This is a genomic window from Patiriisocius hiemis (assembly GCF_031846325.1).
GTDB classification, from domain to species: Bacteria; Bacteroidota; Bacteroidia; order Flavobacteriales; family Flavobacteriaceae; genus Patiriisocius_A; species Patiriisocius_A hiemis.
The window spans coordinates 775,565-800,734 of sequence record NZ_JAVRHZ010000001.1 but is presented as its reverse complement, the minus strand read 5'-3'; the positions used below and the strand labels follow the sequence as shown (position 1 = coordinate 800,734).

Here is a 25,170-nt window from a genome sequence, read left to right as displayed (position 1 = left end):
TTTTCAGACAATTTTAAGCAAAGTATTAATAAATAATTAAAGATTGACTTTAAGTAGAGTCGTTTTTTCAGTATTTTTGAAAAAAAGTTAACTATAAATTGATGACTATGAAAATTAAAAATTTACTTTTTTCATTAGCCTTTGTGGTTTTTGCAAGCGTAAATGCGCAAATAACTGATTATCAACAAATGATTAATGAAGGTACTTTCTCTGTGCAGGAGATTATTGATGCTGGAGAAGCATATTTTGAAAATAGAGATAAAGGAAAAGGGTCAGGTTACAAACAATTTAAACGTTGGGAGTATATGGCTAAGAGACTGATGAATGAGAATGGTTATTTACCAACTCTAGATGAGAACTTAGAAGAACTTTCACGATTCAATGCTTATCTTAATGAAACAGCAGATTCAAGGCAGGTATTAAATGATAATTGGCAAGAATTAGGACCTACCGTTTTTAATAACACTAGTTCATGGAGTGCAGGAGTTGGAAGGGTAACCGGTGTGGCTGTAGATGAAACTGATACAGATCATATTATAATTGGAGCAAATACTGGAGGGATTTGGAAAACAACAGATGGTGGACAGAACTGGACAGTTCTTACAGACAACTTAGCTAATATAGACGTATACTCTGTTGCTATAGACCCAACTGATTCTGATACTTATTTCTTTGGTTCTACTTCAGGACTAATTTTTAAATCTGTAGATGCTGGTGCTACTTGGAATGAACTAGCAGATATTGGTGCTTCTATTGTAAATAAAATTCTCATTGATCCAGGCAATACAAACATAATTTTTGCTACAAGTCAAAATGATGGAATCTTTAGATCTATAGATGGAGGAACTACATTTATTAATGCGATACCAACAGAAGGCTTTGGATTTGATGTAGAGTTTAAACCAGGCGATACTACTACTATATTTGCTTCAGGTCTTGAAACATATAGATCAACAGATGGAGGATTGACTTTCACACAATTAAATATTCCTGCAACAGATACTGCTGCAGAAATGATAGGAATGTCTATTGCAGACCCAGAAACAGTTTACGTAGTAAGAGGTAATGGAGATTTTAGAGGGTTATTTAAGTCTACGGATGGAGGAAATACTTTTACTGAACTGAACCACTCTGGAAGAAATTACTTTAATGCATCATTAAATGGTACAGGTACGGGAGGACAAGCCCCAAGAGATATGGATGTTGTTGTAAACCCTACTAATGCAGATGAGGTACATATTGCAGGAGTTAATTCATGGAGGTCTACTGATGGAGGTCTTAATTTTGAAATTTCTGGACATTGGTTTTTACCAGAGCAATCGGCAAACAATATTGGATACTGTCATGCAGATGTAGACTTTATGCAGTTTGTAGATGGCGTTTTATATATGGGAACTGACGGAGGTTTTTTCAAAGCAGAAAACCCATCAGCAGCTATTAGTACTTCATACTATGAAGATTTAACTAATGGAATAGGAATTACACAATTTTATTTAATCGATGCAGCTCAGTCTAGTACTAATGTTACAGTCTCCGGAGGTACACAAGACAATGGTAGCTTTATTTACAGAGAAAATTCAAGCGATATTGTAAATTATATGGGTGCAGATGGAGGAGGAACCGTTGTGCGAAGAACTAACTCTAACCAAATATTTGGTACAACGCAATTTGGTAATATTTATAGAACAACAAATGCGGGTAATAGTGCATTTTTTGTTGGAGGGCCAGCTGGAAGTGGTCCATTTGTAACTCAAATGGAACAGGACCCTGCTAATTCAGATATTTATATTGGATACAATAGAATTCATAAATCGACTAACTCAGGAAATACATGGACGAGTATATCTCAAGTATTTCCTAATGATGTTACAGATTTTCAAGTAGCTGAATCTAATAATCAAATTATTTATGCAGCAGTAAGCAACAGGGTTTATTCAACTACAGATGGTGGAGCAACAAATTGGGACTTTAGTATTCCTGGTGGTGGTATCAATTCTATTGCTGTACACCCATCAGACCCTAATAGAGTTGCTGTAGCTACTTCTGGTAGTCAAAAAGTTTATGTTAGTACAGATGGGGGAGCAACTTGGGAAGGTCAACGTTTTAATCTACCTAACTTCTCTGCGCTTTCAATTACTTGGGATGATAACGGAAAGAATGGCTTGTACGTTGGTATGAATTATGGAGTATACTATATTGATGGTAATCTAGATGAATGGGAAACTTACAGCAATAACCTCCCTAATGTGAGAGTGAATGATTTAGTGATAAACAACGAAACAGATATGTTGTATGCCGGAACATATGGAAGAGGGCTTTGGGTGTCTCCTCTTGTAGAAGATGGTGTTTTAGGTGTAGAAACTTTTGCAGATAACAATTACTTTAATGTTAGCCCGAACCCTGCAAATACTCAAATAACAATAACATTAGAGCAACCTCTGGAAGCAGATATTAGAATATTTGATGTAACTGGTAAGTTAATGATTTTCAATGAAAATGTTTCAATTGAAAGATCTCACACTATTGATGTTTCATCGCTTAACTCAGGTGTTTACTTTATTAGAGTAAACTCTAGTGAAGGAATAGCAACAAAAAAGCTAATCAAAAACTAAAGATTAGATATATTCCACTAAAAGCTTCAGGAGAGTGTAGTACTTTTCTGAAGCTTTTTTTATATTGCAGCTTTATTTCCTATGGAATTTTCTTCAAAATTACTCGAAAGTGCAGTCAATGAAATGGCACAGTTGCCAGGTATTGGTAAACGCACTGCTTTACGTTTAGTTTTACATCTGTTAAAGCAGCCTGAGTCTCAAACCGAATTACTTTCAGAGAGCTTAACTGCAATGCGATCTAATATTAACTTTTGTTCTAACTGTCATAATATCTCTGATACCTCCTTGTGTGAAATTTGTAGTAATGCAAATAGAGATCAATCTATTGTTTGTGTTGTAGAAGACATAAGAGATGTAATGGCAATAGAAAATACAAGTAGCTATAAAGGACATTACCATGTTTTAGGAGGCAAAATATCTCCTATGGATGGGATTGGCCCAAGTGAGCTAACCATTCCTAGTTTAGTTAGAAAAGTAGAAGATGGGATTATTGATGAGCTTATATTTGCTTTAAGCTCTACTATGGAAGGTGATACAACCAACTTTTATATTTTTAAACAAATAGAAAAGTTTGATATTAAAACAACAACCATTGCTAGAGGAATCTCTGTGGGTGATGAGTTAGAGTATGCAGATGAGGTAACCCTTGGTAGAAGTATAGTAAATAGAATCCCTTTTGAATCCTCTTTAAAAAACTAACTATTGAAACTATCTGTTGTCATACTTAACTATAACGTTCAATATTTTTTAGAACAATGCATTAAAAGTGTTCAGCGTGCTACTAAAAATATAGATGCAGAGATTATAGTTATCGATAACAATTCTAGTGATAAGAGTTGTGAGTTAGTTAAAAAGAACTTTCCAGAAGTTGTACTAATTGAAAATAAAAAAAATTTAGGTTTTAGTAAAGCAAATAATCAGGCAGTAGCAATAGCAAAAGGAGAGTATGTTTGTATTTTAAATCCAGACACCGCTGTTACTGAAAATACATTTTTAGAATGCCTTAATTTTATAGTTGATAAGGAAAACATAGGAGCTTTGGGAACATTTCTGTTAGATGGTACTGGTAACTTCCTGCCAGAAAGTAAAAGAAACCTTCCTACACCTTCAATATCATTATTAAAATTACTTGGTTTTGGAAAAAAATACTACGCCACTAGAGTTCCAAAAAAATCTAAAGGAAGTCAAATTCCTGTACTAGTTGGTGCATTTATGTTTTTAAAGAAGTCTATTTATAATGAGGTAGGAGGCTTTGACGAGGACTACTTTATGTATGGAGAAGACATAGACTTTTCATATAAAATTGAGAAAGCAGGTTACAAAAATTATTACCTTGGTACAACAAGTGTTTTGCATTACAAAGGAGAGAGCACAAGTAGAGATGCAGCTTACCTAAAACGATTTTATGGTGCAATGGAAATTTTTTACAACAAACATTATAGTAACTCTAAGATATTAACCAGACTAGTCAAGTTATTAGTTTTTTTAGCAAAACTCTATAAAGGTGTATTCTCAGTAAAAAGAACGAAAAGAAAAAACAACCCAGAAAAGGCGATTTTACTTACCGAAAATTTTTCTTTATTAAAAAAACTCTCCAACGCCCTTGATATACCATTAACTTCGGGTTCTAAATCTATGTTTCAGGATTCTTTACTGTCAAATACACTTTTTGTTTTTGATGTTAATTACATGCCTTATTACCAGATATTTTCGGTAATGGAACAGCTTAAAAACAGAAATAACGTATTCAGGATTTGTCCTCCAAATTCAAACTTCATTATTGGGAGTGATCAAAGTGACGAAAAAGGTACTGTTATCTTTTTTTAAGATTTTTCAAACGTTATAGATATATTTTTTAACTAATTTTGCACTTCAAAATATAAGGAGCAAAAATATACTATGGCACGATTTGAATTGAAACTACCAAAAATGGGTGAGAGTGTAGCAGAAGCAACCGTTACAAACTGGCTTAAAGATGTTGGTGACACTATCGAAGCAGATGAAGCAGTACTTGAAATTGCAACAGATAAAGTTGATAGTGAAGTGCCTAGTGAAGTAGATGGTGTTCTAGTTGAAAAAATGTTTGAAGCCGATGATGTAGTGCAAGTAGGACAAACCATTGCAATTATTGAAACTGATGGTGATGGGGGGACACCGGATAATGATACTTCTTCTGACGAAATAACTTCGCCTGCTCCTGAAACAGCAACCACTATTGAAAAGGAGATTGAGAAAGTTAGTGAAACTACTCAACCAGCTATTGAAAGTAATGGAGATAGGTTTTATTCACCTTTAGTTAAAAACATTGCTTCACAAGAAGGTATATCGCAATCCGAACTTGATGCTTTGGTTGGTACAGGGAAAGATGGACGTGTAACTAAAAATGATATTTTAGATTACCTTAAAAACCGTACATCAACAACTAAAACTAAACAAGAAGTTACAGAGGCTACTAGTAAAATACAATCACAACCTGCAATACAAACTCCAGAGAAACCTAAAACACCTGTGTCTGTAAATGGAGGTGACGAGATTATTGAAATGTCTCGTATGGGCAAATTAATTGCACATCACATGGTTGAAAGTGTACAGACTTCTGCGCACGTACAATCTTTTATTGAAGCAGATGTTACTAATATCTGGAACTGGAGAAATAAAGTAAAAAATGACTTTCAGAAAAGAGAAGGAGAGAAACTTACTTTCACTCCAATTTTTATGGAAGCGGTTGCAAAAGCAATTAAAGATTTCCCAATGATAAATATCTCTGTGGACGGAGATACTATTATAAAACGTAAAAATATTAACTTAGGGATGGCTGCTGCACTAGCTGATGGAAACCTAATTGTTCCTGTAATTAAAAATGCAGACCAACTTAACCTTGTTGGTATGAGTAAAGCTGTTAATGATTTGGCTTCACGTGCTAGGGAAAATAAATTAAAACCAGACGAAATTCAAGGTGGAACTTATACTGTAACTAATGTTGGTACATTTGGAAGTATTATGGGAACTCCTATTATAAATCAACCTCAAGTAGCGATACTAGCCTTAGGAGCGATTAGAAAAGTACCAGCTGTGATAGAAACTCCAGATGGAGACTTTATTGGTATTAGGTATAAAATGTTTTTAAGTCATAGTTATGACCATAGAGTTGTAAATGGTGCACTTGGAGGACAATTTGTAAAAGCCGTTAAGGATTATCTTGAATCTTGGGATGTAAACAGAGAAATTTAATTAGTAAGTTCTTCTAAGATACTTTCTAGATTGTCATATCCATAAACCGCATAACTCTTGTTCCAGATTAGAGGAAGTTTAAATGTAATAGTTTGTGTTGGGTCTTTTTGAACAAATTTCTTAAACTGTTTGTAGAGTGCTTCATCCTGATAAATATCAAAAGCTTTAAAGGTTACTCTGTTGTTTTTTAGCAAGTTTTCCAGAACAATACATTTGTCACAATCTTTCGTAACAAAAAGAACAATTCGATCTTTAATAATACTTGATATGTCATTTATCTTTTTTTCAGAATCTATCACCAATGGTTCTTTTTCGGCATTTAGATATAAATCATACCTATAGCTTGAAGGTGTATCTTCAATTTCAATTAAAGTAGTCATATAGGTAGTACTATTAGGCGGTGTGTTTTTTATGATGGGAGCAGAAGAACTTCTTCTAAAACCTTCAGCATGTACTAATAGAAAAATATTTATGCTATCATTAGTTGTGTTTTTTGCACTTAGCACAATTCGTTTTCCTTGCTTCTTTTCGACTATAAAAACTTCTTCCTCTTGAGCAAAGCCCTTAAAAGGAATAATAATTAATAGCAGGACAATAAATTTTAATTGTTGATGCATAGTTCAAAAATAGGAATTAGTATTTTTGTAGCATAAACTATACCAATGGAATTAAAGCTAAGTAAACCTATTTGTTTTTTTGATTTAGAAACTACCGGAGTTAATGTTGCAAACGATAGGATAGTAGAAATCTCTATTTTAAAAGTTTTTCCCAACGGGAATAAGGAGAGTCATACTTGGCGTGTAAACCCTACGATTCCAATTCCTAAAGCAACTACAGCAGTTCACGGGATTACAGATGAAATGGTTGTAAATGAGCCTACTTTTAAAGAACTAGCACCAAAAGTATACAACCTTATTAAAGATAGTGATCTTGGAGGGTATAATTCTAATAGATTTGATATCCCATTACTTGCTGAAGAGCTGTTACGTGCAGAAGTAGATTTCGATTTAAAAAAAGCACTCTCGGTAGATGTTCAGACTATTTTTCATAAAAAAGAAAAAAGAACCCTAGAGGCGGCTTATAAATTTTATTGTGATAAAGACTTAACAAATGCACACTCTGCAGAAGCTGATACTAATGCAACCTATGAGGTTCTTAAATCTCAGTTAGATAGATATGAAGACTTAGAAAACGATGTTAATTTTCTAGCTAGCTTTAGTGCGCATAAAAACTTTGTTGATTTTGCTGGTTATATTGGCTACGATAAAAATAAGAGAGAGATTTTTGCTTTTGGTAAACACAAAGGAAAATTAGTTGAAGAAGTTCTAGAGAAAGAGCCAGGCTATTTTGGTTGGTTGCTAAATGCAGACTTTCCTCTTTACACAAAAAAGGTGTTAACAAGAATAAAATTGAGCAAACTTAACAATAAGCTGTAGTATGAAAATTATTTGTGTAGGAAGAAATTATGCCGCTCATATTAAAGAACTCAATAACGAGAGGCCAGATCATCCTGTTTTATTTTTAAAACCAGATACTTCTATTCTATTAAAAAAACAGCCTTTTTTCATTCCAGATTTCTCCAACGATGTACATCACGAAGTAGAAGTTTTGGTTAAGATTAATAGGATTGGTAAACATATTAATAAAAAATTTGCTCATAAGTATTATAACGAAATAGGCTTAGGTATAGATTTTACGGCTAGAGATTTACAAACTCAATTAAAAGCGAAGGGATTACCTTGGGAAAAGGCAAAAGCTTTTGATGGTGCAGCAGTAATAGGTAATTTTTTGCCTAAAGATTCGTTTAAAAGCGTAGATGATATCGATTTCTCTCTAGAAAAGAATGGTGCTATAGTACAGAAAGGCAACACCTCATTGCTATTGTGGAAGATAGATGAGTTAATCGAATATATTTCAAAATATTTTACTTTAAAGATTGGAGATATTATATTTACAGGAACACCAGCAGGTGTAAGTAGTGTTTCTGCTAATGATGTTTTAAAAGGGTACATCCAAGAAAAAGAACTCTTTTCTATTAAAATTAAATAAATGAACAAACATTATTCAAGAGAAAGCATACTAGAAGTTGCAGGTGGAGATGAAGATTTTGCATCGGTAGTAGTAGCTGCTTTTTTAGAAGAAATACCTCCTGACTTGGCTTCATTGGAAGAAGCAGTTAGTAATGATAATAAGGAGCTTACATATCAATTTGCACATAAAATGAAACCAAATATAGAAATGTTTGGAATTAACATTATGAAGGATATTAAAAGTATCGAAGCATGGACAGATACTTCAAAAAGCGTAAGTTCTATTGAGGCAACAGTAGACAAAGTTGTAACTACCCTTAATGCTGTTTTTGAAGAGCTTAAAGAAGACTTTTAATATATGCTTGCAGAAATAATCACCATTGGTGACGAAATTCTTATTGGGCAAATAGTAGATACCAACTCTGCATTTATGAGTGCCGAGCTCAATAAAGTAGGTATTCAGGTATATCAAATTACTTCTATTCAAGATGATAGAGACCATATTTTAGATGCACTTAGTACTGCAGCCTCTAGGGTAGATCTAGTTTTAGTTACTGGAGGTCTTGGTCCCACTAAAGACGATATTACAAAGCAAACTTTTTGTGAGTACTTTAATGATACCCTAGTTGAAAATAAGGAAGTACTAGAAAATATCAAGCATATTTTTAAGAATTATGTTGATAGAGAGCCGCTACCATCAAACTTGATGCAAGCTATGGTACCGTCAACAGCAACAGTTTTAAGAAATATACACGGTACTGCTCCTGGAATGTGGTTTGATAAAAATGACACAGTATATGTATCTATGCCAGGGGTTCCCTATGAGATGAAATCATTGTTGATTAACGAAGTGCTCCCAAGAGTTATTAAGCGCTTTAAAACACCCTTCATCTACCACAAAACTTTGCTTACGTATGGGATGGGAGAGAGCGAAATACAAGAACGTATTAAGGATTGGGAAGAAGCACTGCCTCAATCAATTAAGTTAGCATACTTGCCTTCTTTAGGGAGAGTTCGCCTGCGTTTATCCTCTACTGGAACAAACCAAGAGATACTTGAAAAAAGTGTTGACAAGCAAATGAGTCTTTTGGAAAAAATGCTACAAGACATTTCAGTTGGTTATGAAAATGAAACAACAATTGTTGAGCGAATTGGTAAAATTCTAGTAAAATCCAATCAAACACTTTGCGTTGCCGAAAGTTGTACAGGAGGTTCTATAGCACAGGAGCTTACCTCAAGACCTGGTGCCTCTCAATTTTTAAAAGGGACTATTGTTCCTTATGAAACACAACAGAAAGTAAATATTTTAAAAATAGACCCAGAAATTATAAACAAGCATACAGTTGTGAGTGCTCCTGTAGCTCAAGCTATGGCTTCACAATCTAAAAAACTCTTTGGGTCAGATTACGCTATTGCTACTACTGGTATTGCTGGTCCAACCAAAGGTGATGCTGTTGATGAGGTAGGAACTGTTTATATTGCTATAGCAACTCCAGACCACATTTTTTCTCAAAAATTTAAGTTTGGAAAGCCTAGAGAAAGAGTAATAAAAAAAGCAACAAATAAAAGCTTTGAATTACTCTTAAAAGAAATTTTGAAAAACTAAAATTCTTTTGTTGGTCATACCAATAAATTTTTCTAAATTTGCAGCCTGTTTAAAAATAACAATTTAAAGGTAATATAATGTCTAGAGTTTGTGAACTTACTGGAAAGAGAGCAATGGTTGGAAACAACGTTTCTCACGCGATGAATAAAACAAAACGCAAGTTTGATGTAAACTTAATGAAAAAGCGTTTTTATATCCCTGAAGAAGATAAGTGGATTACACTTAAGGTTTCAACTTCAGCATTAAAAAATATTAATAAAAAAGGAATTTCTGCCGTAATTAAAGAAGCTCGCGAAAAAGGGTATCTTACTAAGTAATTACTGCAAACCATAAAAGTCTAGTATCATGGCTAAAAAAGGAAACAGAGTACAAGTGATTTTAGAGTGTACAGAGCACAAAGAGTCTGGTAAACCAGGAACTTCTCGCTATATCACTACAAAAAATAAAAAGAACACACCAGATAGAATGGAGTTAAAGAAATTTAACCCAATCTTAAAGAAAATGACTGTTCATAAAGAAATTAAGTAATTTATATTCTCGCCCTAGCGAGAATGATAAACAAGTTTATCATGGCAAAAAAATCAGTAGCATCATTACAAACAGGATCTAAGCGTCTTACCAAAGCAATAAAAATGGTAAAATCGCCTAAGACAGGAGCCTATACTTTTGTAGAGTCTATAATGGCTCCAGACCAAGTTAACGACTGGTTAAACAAAAAGTAATTAGTAAAAAAATATATCGTAAGAGCCACTTTTTTTCAAGAGTGGCTTTTCGTATTTTTGGGCGTAACCACGTTATTACGTGGTCGGGCTTTCAACGCTACAAGGTAGCTTGTTTCAATCCCTTACGCATAAGTAACCGTATTTAATTATACTTATAGATGAGTTTATTTAAAAAAATATTCAGTAAAGAAAAAAAAGAAACCTTAGACAAAGGATTGGAGAAATCTAAAACTTCTTTTTTTGAAAAATTGGGGAAAGCAGTTGCTGGAAAAAGCAAAGTAGACGATGACGTACTGGATAACCTAGAAGAGGTGTTGGTGTCTAGTGATGTAGGAGTAAATACTACATTAAAAATTATTGAGCGTATAGAAGCACGTGTAGCAAAAGATAAATATCTTGGCACAGATGAGCTTAATGAAATCCTTAGAGAAGAAATTGCTGGATTATTAAGTGAAGTAGATAGTGGTAATGCAAGTACTTTTGAAATTCCTGTTCATGAAAATGGACCTCATGTTATTATGGTAGTTGGTGTAAATGGAGTAGGGAAGACAACAACTATTGGTAAACTTGCACATCAATTTAAAAATGCTGAAAAAAAAGTGGTTTTAGGAGCAGCAGATACATTTCGTGCAGCAGCGATAGACCAACTACAAGTCTGGGCAGATAGAACAGAGGTCCCTATAGTAAAACAAGCTATGGGAAGTGACCCAGCTAGTGTAGCTTTCGACACTTTACAAAGTGCTGTTAATCAAAATGCAGATGTGGTAATTATTGATACGGCTGGTCGTCTCCACAATAAAGTAAATTTAATGAATGAGCTTACTAAGGTTAAACGCGTAATGCAAAAAGTAGTGCCAGATGCGCCTCATGATGTGTTATTAGTTTTAGATGGTTCTACAGGTCAAAATGCTTTTGAACAAGCAAAACAGTTTACTGCAGCAACAGAGGTTACTTCATTAGCAGTTACTAAGCTAGATGGAACAGCCAAGGGAGGTGTAGTAATAGGTATTAGTGATCAATTTCAAATACCAGTAAAATATATTGGTGTAGGAGAGGGGATAGAAGATTTACAAGTATTCAACAAATTTGAGTTTGTGGATTCCTTCTTCAAATAATTAGCTTAAATGTTTAGGATATCATTTTGGTGGAAGGATATTATTACAAGGCTATTTTTTTTGTTTGCTTGCTTTCAAGCCTTAAGTATTGCATATAAGATAATTGAAGCATTTACTGCAACTCAAAACCCTTTAATTCCGTCATATTTAAAGTACTATTTAAGTTTCCCTTATTTCTTTCTACTTCCTTATTGGTTAATAATTAGTTATTTCTATTGGAAATGTATAAAAAATACTAATCTTCAAAAAAACAGTTTTTGGATTATTCCAGTATCAATACTAGTTTTTCTAATATTACAATTTCTATTATACTTATTCTTAATGGAAATTAATCCATATCAATCATAAACTAAAAATAGTATAGACGTACCTTTGTATTATGAGAACAAAAACAGTAAAAAAGAACAAGATTAATGTAGTCACTTTAGGATGCTCCAAAAATGTGTATGATAGTGAAGTTCTTATGGGACAACTTAAAGCCAATAACAAAGAAGTTGTTCATGAAGAAGAAGGTAATGTTGTTGTTATTAACACATGTGGTTTTATAGCAAATGCTAAGGAGGAAAGTGTAAATACTATTTTAGAGTATGTTACTAAAAAAGAAGAAGGTATTGTAGATAAGGTTTTTGTTACTGGATGCCTCTCAGAAAGATATAAGCCAGATTTAGAAAAAGAGATTCCAAATGTGGATCAGTATTTTGGTACAACAGAACTACCTAGTCTATTAAAAGCTTTAGGAGCAGATTATAAGCATGAGCTTGTAGGAGAACGGTTAACAACTACTCCAAAAAATTATGCGTATTTAAAAATAGCTGAAGGTTGTGACCGCCCTTGTTCCTTTTGTGCAATTCCATTGATGCGAGGAAAACATAAATCTACTCCTATGGAGGATTTAGTTATTGAGGCTGAAAAGTTAGCTGCAGAAGGAGTTAAAGAGCTTATTTTAATCGCACAGGACCTAACCTACTATGGTTTAGACTTGTATAAAAAAAGAAACCTTGCTGAATTACTCAAAAAACTTGTTAAAGTTGAAGGAATAGAATGGATTAGATTACATTATGCATTCCCAACTGGTTTCCCTATGGATGTGCTTGATGTAATGCGAAACGAACCAAAAGTTTGTAATTATATAGATATCCCTCTTCAGCATATTGCAGACCCAATATTAAAGTCTATGCGTCGCGGTACTACAAAAACCAAGACAACCAAGCTATTAAAAGAGTTTAGAGCAGCTGTACCAGAAATGGCAATACGTACCACACTAATTGTTGGGTATCCAGGAGAAACCGAAGAAGATTTTGAAACACTAAAAGATTGGGTGCAAGAAATGCGTTTTGAACGTCTTGGTTGCTTTACTTATTCTCATGAAGAAAACACACATGCCTATAATCTTGAAGATGATGTGCCAGAAGAAGTTAAAATGGAACGCTCTAATAAAATCATGGAAATTCAATCTCAGATTTCTTGGGAACTTAATCAAGAAAAAATAGGAAAAGAATTTAAAGTTGTAATAGATAGAAAAGAAGGCGGGTATTATGTAGGAAGAACAGAATTTGATAGCCCTGATGTAGATAATGAAGTTTTAATTAACGCTGAAGATGGGTATTTACGAACGGGAGAGTTTTTCAATGTAAAAGTTACAGCTGCAGAAGACTTTGATTTATATGCAGAACTTGTAAAATAGACTCATGCGATATTTTATTTTTATAATAATTACAAGCTTGTTTTTTGCTTGTAAAGAAAAACCTAGTAAAAAAACAGAAGTCTCTTCAGAAGAATCTTTAGAGTTATTTAAAGAGAGTTTTATTCCTACATTCTCAAACCCAGCCAATGATAGCAATAGCTCATTACCAAGACTTTTCAGTACAGGAAATCAATTATACATGTCTTGGGTTACACAACAAGATTCATTGGCCACCTTGTATTATTCAGCATACGAGAATGGAGAATGGTTACCTAAGCAAAAAGTAACATCTGGAACAGATTGGTTTGTAAATTGGGCAGATTTTCCTGCTATTGCTGTAAATAATGAAACTGTATTATCAAATATTTTACAAAAATCTGCAGATGGTACTTATACCTATGATATAAAATTAAACCTAGGTATTAAAGTTGATACTATTTTAAAAGAAAACTTTACTCTTCATAGTGATGGCACAAAAAGCGAACATGGCTTTGTATCTATAGTTCCTTTAAATGATGGTGCCTTTAGTGTGACTTGGCTTGACGGAAGAAACACAACAGGAGGACATGGAGAAGGTAAGATGACTTTACGTAATGCAACTGTAAATTATAATGGATTGATAACCGAAAGAATAGAATTAGACTCTAGTGTATGTGATTGTTGCAATACAGCTATGGCTATGACACAGAAGGGTCCAATTGTAGCTTACAGAGATAGAAGTGAAGAAGAAATAAGAGATATTAGTATTATTCGAAAAAGTAATAGTGCTTGGACGTCACCATATACAATAGGAAAAGACAATTGGAAAATTGCTGGATGCCCAGTAAATGGACCTGCTATTGCTGCTTTAGATGCAACAGTTGTGGTAGCTTGGTTTACATCTGCTAATGGAGAAGGAGATGTAAAAGTTGCTTTTTCAAAAGATAATGGAGCAACCTTTGGCACCCCTTTTAGGGTAGATGGGACAAATGCACTTGGCAGAGTAGGGGTTGCACTATTGGATGAAAGCCGTGCTGTAGTTACTTGGATGGAACCCAATGGTGAAGATGCTGTAATAAAGTTAATGGAGATTAATGATCATGGATATACCCAACCATCTAAGTTAATAACAAAAACAAAAGCAGATCGTGCTTCTGGTTTTCCACAGCTTGCTAGGATTGGTGATAGTTTATTTGTTGCTTGGACTTCTATTCGAGATGATAGTAAAACTGTAAATATTGCCAGATTAGATAGTAACAATTTGTAATATTAAAAAAAAGCACTTGTATTTTACAAGTGCTTTTTTTTACTTATTAGTTTTTTATGGGGTAGCAGTTGGAATAGTACCTAACGTGTATAATTGGTCTAAACTTGGTGACTCACTACCACCTTCTGGCTCAAGAGTTATTCCAAAAGCTTCTGGTTCTGGAAAACCTTCAAACTTAAATATACGTTTGTTTGCTTTATCGCTTGATGCTAAGAGACCAACACTTGTTGGCGTAAGGGGTTGCATTTTAAGAGACCACACTTGATATACCTTTCCTTCTGGTGCTTCGGGTAATCCTTGAGCATCAATATAAGCTACATTTGTTTCTTTATTTAAATATACTTTAGCATATGCTTGGGGTGCTACAGCTTGATTTCCGGGAAGAGTATAGGCATGGTATTCTTTAGATCTAAGAATGTCTAGTACTTCATTAGTTTCTGCAAGGTCTGCTTCTGTTATGGTTAACTCATCCAGTAGCTGTTCTTTTTCGGTGCTTGTTATTTCTAGACTATCTCCTAACTTATTATTTTGATTTAACATCCAGAAAATTCCACCAATACAAGCAACAGCAGCAGCCCAACCAACAATAGCACTCCAGTTAGTAGCAGATTCGTTTCTTGTGTTTAATTTTTTAATTTTTCGAATGGAAGATAATATGTGCGACCATACCATAGCAGGTAATGCTGGTGCTACATTTTGAGACAGTTTTATAAGTGAAGATTCTATATTTTCAACTTCCTCTTTAACCTCAGGATAGTTTTCTATTGCTTCTTCAACTTCTTTATTATCTTTTTCATTAAGTGCACCACAAACGTACAATTGTAAAACTCCACTTTCTATTGCTTCTTGTGCATTCATATTTTTCTTTTAACCTAGAACAATTGTTCTTAATTCATTCATACAATTTCTATTTCTTGTCTTCAAAGTGCCTAAAGGAATTTCTAGTTCTTTTGAAGCGTCAGCCTGAGTAAAGCCTTTAAAGTACAATAACTCTATAATCTTTATACATGTAGGCTTAAGAGCATTTATAAACTTCTTAATACCAATCGCATTTACTTTATTATTAAGGTTATCACTTGACGACAATATATCTACGAAATTTGTTGTACTTAGGTTTTTTCTAGAATTTTTAAATCGTTTAGAACGCGTCTCATCAATTGCAGCATTTCTGGCAATATTTAAAATCCAAGTAAAAAAACGACCTCTTTTAATGTTATATGAGCTGCTTTTATCCCAAATTTTAATAAATACGTCTTGCAGTATTTCTTGAGCCACTTCGGCATCTAGAACAACGCTATATATAACTCCATATATAGCTTCAGAATACATAGAATATAATTTTGAAAAGGCAATTTCATTACCGTTTTGCATCTCTACAATAAGTGCGTCAGGTTGTTTCATACGTTGATTTTTGTTAAAGGCTAATGTACAAAATAAATCTATTAAAAATCTTTATGATAGCTTTGTAAGGTTATAATAAAATAATTGACAAATTATTAAAGAATTCTTAAAATCTCTTTTAGTTTTATCTAAATTTTTGATATTTTTGACGAAAATCACATCATTTATTAACTTATATTAAATTACTATGAAAAAGAATTTACTATATCTGGTCACAGCATTTTTAATGTTTTGCAGTACAGATATTATTGCGCAAAGTGTACAAAATGCTATGAATGAACATTTTGAGCAACTATTGGAAAAAGGAAGTGTCGTTTCTCAAGATATACAATGGGAAATTACTAGTGATCATGTAAGCCGGACAAGTGGAATTCATCATATTTATTTTCGTCAAGTTATTGACGGAATTCAAATTTATGGAACAGATTCTAGTATCCACTTAACTTCTGATGGTAAGATGATTACTTCAAATAATAGATTTGTGGGTAATATTTCAAACAGATCTGTTGTAAGTTCAGCTAGCCTTACAGCTCAGCAAGCAGTTGAGGCTGCTGCATCGCAATTAGGGTATTCGATTTCTGAAAGTTTAACAACTTTAGAAAGAAAACCTAATGCGTCTCAAGAAACATTACTATCTAAGTCTGGAATTTCATTAAGCAATATTCCTGCTAAGTTGGTATATCAAGTTTTAAATGATGGATCTCTAGGTCTTGCTTGGGATATTTCTATTGAAGAAATTGCTAGGGAAAACTGGTGGAATGTACGTTTAGATGCCAATTCTGGACAAATTGTAGATCAGATAAATTGGATGTTGAGTTGTTCTTTTGAGCATGATCATAGTGAGCACGAAAAGCCATTAGATTATCATGCAAATTTATTTGATATACCTAATTATAAAAATAATGAACTTGAAGATGCTGTTTGTGTAGAATGTTATGAAGTTTTTCCACTTCCTTTAGAAAGTCCTTATTATGGACAACGTGAAGAAGAAATAAACCCAGCAAATAATATAGCATCACCTTTTGGATGGCATGATACAAACGGAGCTGCAGGTGCAGAATTTACAGATACTCGTGGAAATAATGTAGATGCACGTGATGATGGAGACAACCCTGGGTATAGACCAGATGGAGGAACTGATTTAGATTTCTCTGATTTCCCTTTTGACCAAGTATATACAAATAGCAATCAATATGAAGATGCTGCTATTACTCAGTTATTTTACTCAAATAACATATTACATGACATAATGTATCAATATGGTTTTGATGAAACTTCTGGTAATTTTCAGCAAAATAATTATGGTAACGGTGGCGCAGGAAATGATCCAGTTAATGCCTTTTCTCAAATAGCACAAAATTGTAACGCAACATTTGGTACACCACCAGACGGATCGCGTCCTAGTATGAATATGTTTGTTTGTAATGACAAAGATGGAAATTTTGATACATTGGTAGTGTTCCATGAATATGGTCATGGTATTTCAAATAGGCTTACTGGAGGACCAGCTGCATCTGGATGTTTAGGTAATACAGAGCAAATGGGAGAAGGGTGGAGTGACTATATAGGTGCTGTATTAACAATACAACCTGGAGATGTTGCCACAGATGCTAGAGGAGTTGGGACTTATTTATTTGGTCAAGGTATAAATGGGGGTGGAATACGTTCATTTCCTTACAGTACAGATTTAGCAACAAACCCTCAAACGTACGATGATATTAAGACGGAATCAATTCCACATGGAGTTGGATCTGTATGGGCTACGATGTTATGGGAAATGACTTGGGAGCTAATAGACGAATATGGATATGATTCAGACCCATATAACTTTACGGGAGATGTAAATCAAGATGCAGGAAATGTAATGGCATTGGCTTTAGTTACTGAAGGAATGAAATTACAACCTTGTAGCCCAGGATTTGTTGATGGTAGAGATGCAATTTTCGCGGCAGATCAAGCACTTTATGGAGGTGCTAACGAGTGCTTCTTGTGGGATGCATTTGCTAAAAGAGGATTAGGTATTAATGCAGACCAAGGTTCTTCAAACGACAGAAGCGATGGTACAGAATCTTTTGAAACACCTTCTGCCGGAGCTACTTTTGTCGCTCCTCAAGATGTTTGTGCAACCGAGGCACCATTGACAGGGCTTGGAGGAGGATCACCTCAAGGAGGAGTTTATAGTGGACCTGGAGTTACTGATGACGGAAATGGTATAACTTATACTTTTGACCCAGCTGCTGCTGGTGAAGGAGTTCACACTATTACATATAATTTACCTGCTTCTAATTGTGCTCCTGCTTCTTCAGACTCAGACACCATTGAAGTATTAGCTGTTGGTCCTGCGCCAACTGTAACTGGAGCAGATGGATATTGCCCAGGAGATAGTGTTACATTAGTGGCAACTTTAAATGACCCTAATAATATTATTAATTGGTATGATGCACCAACAGGTGGTAATATTGTATTTACTGGTGAAACATACAATTTCACACCATCTGGAAACGAAGATGTTTATGCTGGTGAGGTTCCTGATGAAATACTCTCTCAACTAAAAATTACTGAAGCGGCATTGCAAGTTCCAGATCAATTTGAGATCCAGAATGTAGGAGTAGCTGCAGATTATTCCGGATATACTGTTGCTGTAAGTGATGAACCTTATGCAAATATTAATGCTGTAAATCCAGTTACAAAAACACTTGGTTCTATGGGATCAGATGAAGCTATAGCATGGACAGACGGTGGAGGCCCTAATGATTGGGGAGATAATATTTTCTGGGATGCTTCAGATCCAGGATGGATTTTAGTGATTGATGCAGATGGTAATGTTGTAGATTCATTATTTTGGAATACTACGGCTGGAGAAATAGCAACTTTTAATGTGACTATAAACGGGTTTAATATTACAGCTGCAGACCTAGATTGGACTGGTAACGGAGCTAACTTTACTCAAGTGTGTTCAGGAACATCTTATAGGAGGATAAATGAAACAGACAATGCTGCAAACTGGGCTAATAGTTGTGAAACCTCAGATTTTGGAGCACCAAATGCTGATTTAGGCTTTGGGTTTGTGGGATGTCTTGGAGAAAGAACAGAAGTTATTTTAACTGATGGCATTGCTCCGCAAATTGTATGTCCAGATGAACAATTTGAATTAGTTGATGCTGGAGGGTTCTTTACCATTCCAGATTATACATCTCAAACAACGGCTACTGATAATTGTGATAGCTCAGTTACAATAGAACAAGATCTTGCAGCTGGAACAGAAGTAGGTGAAGGAACTTACACTATTACAATGGATGCAGAAGATAGCTCGGGGAACACACAAGTATGTACATTTAACCTTGTTGTATCAAGTGTATTAAGTACTCCAGAGAATGAACTTTCACTTGGATTAGTTATGTTCCCAAATCCCACAAATGGAATCTTTACTGTACAAAACAATAGTAATCAAGTTATAACCAATATTGAAGTAATTGATATCGCAGGAAGAATTGTTACTACGCTATCTAATTCAAATGCTCTTGATACTATTGAAATTGATTTAAGAGCTCCTAGTTCTGGTACTTACTTTGTTAGAGTAAAAACTAAGAAAGGGACTGTTGTGAAGAGAATTGTAAAAAGATAATTTTAAATAAATATCTATATTAAAAAGCCTTTCTTTAATTAGAAAGGCTTTTTTTGGTATTGTATTTGTTTATTATATAGTAGGTTATATATGTATGAAACATACAGTAAATATTATAATAGTGAATATCCCTAAAAAGAAACATTCATTTATAACTAGATAGAGGTCGCCTAAAAGTAGTTTTAGGCGACTTTCTATTTTGTGCTTATTGTTTTATAAACTTTATAGTTTTTTTTTCCAGATACTGAAATTGTAACAATATAAATACCATTAGTAAAATTTGAAGCATTTATCACAGCTGTATTGGACGTATTAACAATACTTTTTACCAGTTGTGCAGTAAGTACATAAATACTAACGCTCTCAATGATTTCATTTTTTGAAGCTATTGTGATTTATTGAAGTGTCTCAAATGAGCTATTACATAAAATAATTGCATTTTATATAAAGTGTTGGGAATGCATAGCTAAATTTCATTATGTTAATCCTTCATTAACCTTGAACTTAATTCACAAAAAAACCAGAGAAGCTAGCTTCTCTGGTTTGATTAAAATTAATTATAAACAATTAATTTATTTGGGGTTCTTATTTCTCTTAGCCCTCAAACTCTCCATCGTCATCTCCACCATCTCTATCTTGTCGTTGTCGTTGTTTTTTCTGATTAAACCTATAGGTAAATGATAATCTAAATTGTCTTTCACGCCATTGAAATTCACTATTACTTATAAACGTATCTGTAGTTGTAAATGATCGTCTTTTTCTAGAGTTAAACAAGTCACTAACATTAAAACCAATAGTACCATTATCATTCATGATATCTTTACTAAAAGCTAAGTTTACAGATAATAAACCTTCTGTTTCGGTTTGGGCATTGTTTCTTGGACCTCTGTAAAAAGCATTAGTTTGCCAGTCTATTTTTGCTGGTAGTGATACTTTTACACTTCCCCTAGCAAACCAACTATCATTTTCTGTACCATAGTCAATACCATTAAACGACCCTTCAGATTTAAATTTAAAGTAATTAAAACTTCCATTGAGGCGTAACCACTTTAGAGGGTTATAGAGCACTCCAGCTTCAAAACCATAACGGTCATTACTTGACAAGTTAATAGGAATGGTTCTAATAATAGGAATTCCGTTGGGTGTTACTTCTCCAGTATCTTCTTGAATTCGCTCAAAAGAATCTGTTTCTCTTTGATAATATACAGATGAAGTAAGGGTTAAGTTTTTCCAACGTTTTAGGTATCCTAAATCAAAAGCATTTGAATATGCAGGATTAAGATTTGGGTTACCTTGAAATACATTGGCCTCACTAGATCTAGATGGAAATGGATTTACGAAAAACCCTCTTGGTCTGTTTATCCTTCTATTGTAACCTAATGTGATGTTTTCTCTTTCATCAAGTTCATAAATAAGATTTACTGTTGGGAATAACCCTAAGAAGTTATTATCAAAATCTATGGTTAAATCTTGGTTACCATTATCTGTTACATCTTCTGCTTCAACATTCCCTTGTAGTCTAGTATTTTCTAATCTAAGTCCTAAAAGGAAAGAAAACTTTCCAAATTTGTTTCCGTATTGAGAATACGCAGCATAGACATCTTCGTTATAAGTAAAAATGTTAGAAAGACTATCGTTTCTAATAAAATCTCCATTTGCTACTAATTGTTCTCTAAGTTCAAAATCTGTCCTAGTTTCTTCAAGATTTGCTCTAAAACCAGCTTCAAACTGTGCGTTTTCTCCAATGGGGAGCACGTAATCTGCTTGTAATAGGTATTCTGTTTGATCTTCTATCGTTCTAACAATTTCAGAGGGTAGTACTTCTTGTGATGGAAATGTGTTGTTTTCGGTTATTAAATTATTTTCAGTTTCATCACTTATGTCATATTGAAAATCTGCAGTTAATTTATGACCCTCATCATTAAAGTTATTTGTATAATTTAATGAAAGCTGATAGTTGGTGTCATCTTCTGTTTCAGTTTCAATTCGAGTTCTTGATTCAATTAAGTTATTAGAAGAATCAAAATCGTTTGTTAAGTTCTCTGTAGTATCTTTATCATCACCTAATCTTAAAAAACCTGCTGCAGTAATTGAAGATTTTTCAGTTAAAAAATACTCCATCCCTAGATTAGTATTAAACCCTTTGTTAAGCCTTTGATAGTCTCTAGTTTCTTGAGAGATAAGACCTATTTGATTTGGTATAATATTACCCTCATCGTCTCTATCAAAAAAACTGTTTTCAAAAAATGCATTTCCTGGGGAGTCTCTATAGCGTATTCCAGTTGTATTAAAGATATTAAACTTATCGGTTCTTAAATTAATGTTTCCAGTAAGACCACTAGTTGTTGGAACACCAATATTAGTTTGTATAGAACCATTAAGTCCTAAGGTTTTTTCTTTTCTTAGTATAATGTTTAAAATACCAGCTGTACCTTCTGCGTCATATCTAGCTGAAGGGGATGTTATTACTTCTACACGCTCAATAGCTTCTGCTGGGAGTTGTTGTAAAGCATCTGTAGAACCAAATCCAGCAATTGCTGAAGGCTTCCCGTTTATAAGTATTCTTACGTTTCCGTTTCCTCTTAAAGCAATAGCTCCGTCTATATCAACAGTTACAGACGGTACATTGTTTAAAGCATCACTTACTGTAGCTCCGCTTGTTGTAAGATCCTTTCCAATGTTATATATTTTTTTATCGAGTCTTACTTGGACCTCTGTTGTTTCGGCCCTAACTACTACTTCATCTAGACTAGCAGCGTCTAGCGCCATAGTTACTGTTGGTAGTGTAGTTTTTTTATTGATACGTTGGTTAGTACGTATTTCAGATTTATAAGAAATAAAATCGTATCGTATCGTATATATACCTTCTGGTACTTCTATGGTGTAGGTACCATCAATACTAGTAATTCCTCCAGTAACAACGTTTTTATTACTATCTAAAAATGAAATGGTAGCGTACTCTAAAGGAGCATTAGTACCTTCTTCAATAATTTTACCAGAAACTTCAAAATTTCTATTTTGTGATTGATTATTTTGCTGCGCAAATGCTATGGTAGTTATACATAGCATAGTAAGGAAAGTAGTTAATTTCATTAACGGTAGTTTTTTTGCATTTAGACAGCGAAATTAACGTTGGGTTTAACCTGTTTTTGCCAAACTTTTGTTAAGAAAATAACTAAACACCCTCAATAAAGTTAATTACTTCTTAAAAAACTAAAACAACGATAATACTTTCTCTGGAGGGCGCCCAATTATAGCTTTTTTCTCTTTTATAACGATTGGTCGTTCTATTAATTTGGGGTGAGTAATCATTGCCGAAATTAGTTCTTTGTCACTCAATTCTTTGCCCTTAATTTTTTCTTTCCATATGGCTTCATTTTTTCTAACCAACTCAATAGGAGTAATACCTAGTTTTTTAATAATTTCTGAAAGTTCTTTTTCTGAAGGTATATCTTCTAAGTATTTTATAACTTCAAAATCATTTGTTTTACTTTCTAAAAGCTGAAGTGTCTGTCTTGATTTTGAACATCTTGGGTTATGGTAAATAGTAATCATGCTGTTAAATTTTCTAGTTCTATAGTATAATCATATTGAAGGTCCTCGTGAAGTGCCTCAATCTTTTTTTCTATGAAGATAAGTTGTCTTTCGTAGAGATTGGTTAAAACTCTATTGTTTTTAATAGAAGGTTTAAGTGCTTTTAGTTTATTGCAAAAGTAGAGTAGGAGCGCGACTTCTGTTTCTTTATTGCCAGAGTATCGAATAAATTTTTTGGTTTCTCTTAGCACTTTCCTGATGGTTTTCTTCATATAAAAATATGATTTAGTATTTATTGTTTCAAAACCAGCATCTATATGTAATTGCACATTTTTAATGTAGCGTTCTTCATTTTCAGCTTCAAAAAGTAAATAGGTAAGGAGTTCCTTATTTTCTTTTTTAAATCGAGCTAGTCTAAGACATAACCTTTCTAACTCTTCAGAAGAAAGATGTTTAAGTTCTTTTTTTAGTTGTGCTATTGTGGCTGTTGTCATGTGTATTAAAATCTATAAAACAGATTAGCACCAAAAGTGAAGTTAACACCAACTACAGTACCTTCTTCTCTAAAGTATGAGTTTCCAAATCCTAATTCATCATCAAAATTTTCGTCAATCCTTGGGTTTATAACATTCGAAAATGATACAGTCCTTACTCTAATCCCAGTTCCTATGTATGTATCAAGTCCAAACTCTCCAATTAATTTAAACATAAAGCCAAACTTAAAATTTACTCCATACTTTTGACGCTTGTAATCTATATTGTCATACCTTATTATATCATTCTCATTGTTTTCAGGAATATAAAAAGTGTCACTAAAGTTATCAGTATGGTTGATATAAAATAATTCTCCAGAAAAGTAGGGTCTTTTTTTATTACTAGGTTCAAACATATAGTATACTTGTGGTCTTACTTCCCATAATGTATAGTCTTCTTCAATTCTACCGTCATTACCAAAAGCGTTAATTTCATTATTACCGTAACCCAGGGCAAGTCCAACTCTCCAATTAGGTGTCACCTGAGATACGTATCCCATTCTATATCTAGGAGCAATAGGGTCTAAAGGGGTTGTAATGTTTAATAATATATAGGATTCTTTTTGCAAAGTATCTGTAACAATGTTTTCTTTTTGTGCATAACAGGACAGACTTACAAATGCTATTAAAATGAAGACTACTTTTTTCATACTTATAATTCGTCACTTTTTTCTCCTTGTCCAGTCATCATTAAATACGCTTTTAAAAAGGCATCTAAATCTCCATCTAACACAGCATCTACATTTCCTGTTTCGTACTGTGTGCGTACATCTTTTATAAGCTTATATGGGTGTAGTACATAATTACGTATTTGTGAACCCCATTCAATTGCCATCTTGCTATCTTCAATTTCGGCTCGTTGGGCTTGTTGTTTTCTAAGCTCAATCTCATATAGTTGAGACTTAAGCATTTGCATGGCTTTTTCTCTGTTTTCTAACTGACTTCTAGTTTCACTATTGTGAATTACTATGCCGCTAGGGTGGTGGGTTAAAATAGCTTTGGTTTCAACTTTATTAACATTTTGTCCACCTGCTCCAGAACTACGTGCAAAATCCCAAGAAATATCTGCTGGGTTTATGTCTATTTCAATAGTATCGTCTGCTAGCGGATATACATAAACACTTGCAAAACTTGTATGACGCTTTGCATTACTGTCAAAAGGAGAAATACGTACCAATCGGTGTACTCCATTTTCGCTTTTTAACCAACCAAAAGCATATTCGCCGTCAATCTCTAAGGTTACTGTTTTAATACCTGCTACATCACCTTCTTGATAGTTGAGTTCTTTTACTTTAAATCCATTTTTTTCGGCCCACATAAGGTACATGCGCATAAGCATTTGTGCCCAATCACAACTTTCGGTACCTCCAGCACCAGCCGTTATCTGTAAAACAGCGCTCATACTATCTCCTTCGTCACTAAGCATGTTTCTAAACTCTAGAGACTCTATAGCTTCCTGGGCTTTACCAAACCGTATTTCTACATTTTCTGCCTTGCCTTCTCCTTCTTTAAAGAATTCGTAAATTATTTCGGCATCATCAGTAAGTGTTACGGCAGTTTTATAATCTTCCACCCATTTTTTCTTATTCCGAAGTTGCTTCATAAAGGCTTCTGCCTCTTGCGGGTTGTTCCAAAAATTTGGGTCAAAGGTTTTCTCTTCTTCGTTTTGTATTTCTATTTCTTTGCCAGCTATGTCAAAGATATTGCCTTAGTGCCTCAAGGCGTGTTCTAAGGTCTTGGAGTTGATCGGTTGTTATCATGAATTCCCGTTTAAACGGGAATCTAACCCGCTTATCTTTTTTTTAAATTACTAGATGTAAAAATACTTTTA

Annotated in this window: 24 protein-coding genes; 15 read left to right on the top strand and 9 right to left on the bottom strand. The window is 33.8% G+C overall.

The annotated features are described in order from the left end of the window. Nucleotides 1-107 precede the first annotated feature (107 nt). The 4 genes from RM538_RS03795 (at nt 108) to RM538_RS03780 (ending at nt 5,843) form a co-directional block, all read left to right on the top strand. A complete protein-coding gene (locus RM538_RS03795) occupies nt 108-2,612 on the top strand; it encodes a VPS10 domain-containing protein (RefSeq protein ID WP_311332063.1) in 2,505 nt (834 codons plus the stop codon). A gap of 81 nt (nt 2,613-2,693) precedes the next feature. Then, entirely contained in the window at nt 2,694-3,311 is a 618-nt protein-coding gene (gene recR, locus RM538_RS03790; RefSeq protein ID WP_311332062.1) for a recombination mediator RecR, read from the top strand. 3 nt (nt 3,312-3,314) lie between these two features. Further along, a complete protein-coding gene (locus RM538_RS03785; protein WP_311332061.1) occupies nt 3,315-4,439 on the top strand; it encodes a glycosyltransferase family 2 protein in 1,125 nt (374 codons plus the stop codon). Nucleotides 4,440-4,511: 72 nt separating this feature from the next. Beyond that, nucleotides 4,512-5,843, top strand: a complete 1,332-nt coding sequence (locus RM538_RS03780; RefSeq protein WP_311332060.1) for a dihydrolipoamide acetyltransferase family protein — start codon at nt 4,512-4,514, stop codon at nt 5,841-5,843. Here RM538_RS03780 and RM538_RS03775 read toward each other — a convergent pair. Further along, entirely contained in the window at nt 5,840-6,460 is a 621-nt protein-coding gene (locus RM538_RS03775) for a glutaredoxin domain-containing protein (RefSeq protein WP_311332059.1), read from the bottom strand. The two genes, RM538_RS03780 and RM538_RS03775, sit on opposite strands and share 4 nt — an antisense overlap. 45 nt (nt 6,461-6,505) lie before the next feature. On the opposite strand from RM538_RS03775, the gene RM538_RS03770 reads away from it, so the two are divergent. The 10 genes from RM538_RS03770 to RM538_RS03725 all read left to right on the top strand — a co-directional run bounded on the left by RM538_RS03770 (nt 6,506) and on the right by RM538_RS03725 (nt 14,246). Continuing rightward, nucleotides 6,506-7,279 (top strand): 3'-5' exonuclease, encoded by a 774-nt coding sequence (locus tag RM538_RS03770; RefSeq protein ID WP_311332058.1) that lies wholly within the window; start codon nt 6,506-6,508, stop codon nt 7,277-7,279. Nucleotide 7,280: 1 nt separating this feature from the next. Further along, nucleotides 7,281-7,892: a fumarylacetoacetate hydrolase family protein gene (locus RM538_RS03765; RefSeq protein ID WP_311332057.1), complete on the top strand. Its 612-nt coding sequence runs from the start codon at nt 7,281-7,283 to the stop codon at nt 7,890-7,892. Further along, nucleotides 7,893-8,228, top strand: coding sequence for an Hpt domain-containing protein (locus RM538_RS03760; RefSeq protein WP_311332056.1), 336 nt, complete (start codon nt 7,893-7,895; stop codon nt 8,226-8,228). A gap of 3 nt (nt 8,229-8,231) precedes the next feature. Further along, the gene (locus tag RM538_RS03755) at nt 8,232-9,479 is read left to right on the top strand and encodes a competence/damage-inducible protein A (protein ID WP_311332055.1); all 1,248 of its coding nucleotides are present in this window, start codon (nt 8,232-8,234) and stop codon (nt 9,477-9,479) included. 77 nt (nt 9,480-9,556) lie between these two features. After that, a complete protein-coding gene (gene rpmB / locus RM538_RS03750) occupies nt 9,557-9,796 on the top strand; it encodes a 50S ribosomal protein L28 (RefSeq protein ID WP_311332054.1) in 240 nt (79 codons plus the stop codon). Between the two features lie 28 nt (nt 9,797-9,824). After that, nucleotides 9,825-10,007 (top strand): 50S ribosomal protein L33, encoded by a 183-nt coding sequence (gene rpmG / locus RM538_RS03745; RefSeq protein WP_045081706.1) that lies wholly within the window; start codon nt 9,825-9,827, stop codon nt 10,005-10,007. A gap of 41 nt (nt 10,008-10,048) precedes the next feature. Then, on the top strand, nt 10,049-10,201 hold the full coding sequence (locus RM538_RS03740) for a DUF4295 domain-containing protein (protein ID WP_186987908.1): 153 nt from the start codon (nt 10,049-10,051) through the stop codon (nt 10,199-10,201). Between the two features lie 158 nt (nt 10,202-10,359). Next, a complete protein-coding gene (gene ftsY, locus RM538_RS03735; RefSeq protein ID WP_311332053.1) occupies nt 10,360-11,316 on the top strand; it encodes a signal recognition particle-docking protein FtsY in 957 nt (318 codons plus the stop codon). 379 nt (nt 11,317-11,695) lie between these two features. Continuing rightward, nucleotides 11,696-13,000 carry a 30S ribosomal protein S12 methylthiotransferase RimO gene (rimO, locus tag RM538_RS03730; protein WP_311332052.1) on the top strand — a complete coding sequence of 435 codons (1,305 nt, stop codon included), beginning with the start codon at nt 11,696-11,698 and terminating at the stop codon, nt 12,998-13,000. 4 nt (nt 13,001-13,004) lie between these two features. Then, on the top strand, nt 13,005-14,246 hold the full coding sequence (locus tag RM538_RS03725) for a hypothetical protein (RefSeq protein WP_311332051.1): 1,242 nt from the start codon (nt 13,005-13,007) through the stop codon (nt 14,244-14,246). A 54-nt stretch (nt 14,247-14,300) separates the two neighbouring features. On the opposite strand, the gene RM538_RS03720 is transcribed toward RM538_RS03725, so the two are convergent. Together RM538_RS03720 and RM538_RS03715 are read right to left on the bottom strand one after the other, a co-directional pair. Further along, nucleotides 14,301-15,104 carry an anti-sigma factor gene (locus tag RM538_RS03720; RefSeq protein WP_311332050.1) on the bottom strand — a complete coding sequence of 268 codons (804 nt, stop codon included), beginning with the start codon at nt 15,102-15,104 and terminating at the stop codon, nt 14,301-14,303. A 9-nt stretch (nt 15,105-15,113) separates the two neighbouring features. Further along, nucleotides 15,114-15,647, bottom strand: a complete 534-nt coding sequence (locus RM538_RS03715; RefSeq protein WP_311332049.1) for an RNA polymerase sigma factor — start codon at nt 15,645-15,647, stop codon at nt 15,114-15,116. 187 nt (nt 15,648-15,834) lie between these two features. On the opposite strand from RM538_RS03715, the gene RM538_RS03710 reads away from it, so the two are divergent. Continuing rightward, entirely contained in the window at nt 15,835-19,272 is a 3,438-nt protein-coding gene (locus RM538_RS03710) for a M36 family metallopeptidase (protein WP_311332048.1), read from the top strand. 194 nt (nt 19,273-19,466) lie between these two features. On the opposite strand, the gene RM538_RS13460 is transcribed toward RM538_RS03710, so the two are convergent. The 6 genes from RM538_RS13460 to prfB form a co-directional block, all read right to left on the bottom strand. Further along, nucleotides 19,467-19,661, bottom strand: coding sequence for a T9SS type A sorting domain-containing protein (locus tag RM538_RS13460; protein WP_489753165.1), 195 nt, complete (start codon nt 19,659-19,661; stop codon nt 19,467-19,469). Nucleotides 19,662-19,866: 205 nt separating this feature from the next. After that, nucleotides 19,867-22,365 carry a TonB-dependent receptor gene (locus RM538_RS03705; protein ID WP_311332047.1) on the bottom strand — a complete coding sequence of 833 codons (2,499 nt, stop codon included), beginning with the start codon at nt 22,363-22,365 and terminating at the stop codon, nt 19,867-19,869. 120 nt (nt 22,366-22,485) lie between these two features. After that, the gene (arsC, locus tag RM538_RS03700) at nt 22,486-22,827 is read right to left on the bottom strand and encodes an arsenate reductase (glutaredoxin) (RefSeq protein WP_311332046.1); all 342 of its coding nucleotides are present in this window, start codon (nt 22,825-22,827) and stop codon (nt 22,486-22,488) included. Next, on the bottom strand, nt 22,824-23,300 hold the full coding sequence (locus RM538_RS03695; RefSeq protein ID WP_311332045.1) for a hypothetical protein: 477 nt from the start codon (nt 23,298-23,300) through the stop codon (nt 22,824-22,826). The genes arsC and RM538_RS03695 overlap by 4 nt, the downstream gene beginning before the upstream one ends. 5 nt (nt 23,301-23,305) lie before the next feature. Further along, the gene (locus RM538_RS03690) at nt 23,306-23,989 is read right to left on the bottom strand and encodes a hypothetical protein (RefSeq protein ID WP_311332044.1); all 684 of its coding nucleotides are present in this window, start codon (nt 23,987-23,989) and stop codon (nt 23,306-23,308) included. Nucleotides 23,990-23,991: 2 nt separating this feature from the next. Continuing rightward, a protein-coding gene (gene prfB, locus RM538_RS03685) for a peptide chain release factor 2 (protein WP_311332043.1) occupies nt 23,992-25,099 on the bottom strand; the annotation gives its coding sequence in 2 pieces (ribosomal slippage) (nt 23,992-25,035 and nt 25,037-25,099; 1,107 coding nt in all). Nucleotides 25,100-25,170: the final 71 nt, after the last annotated feature.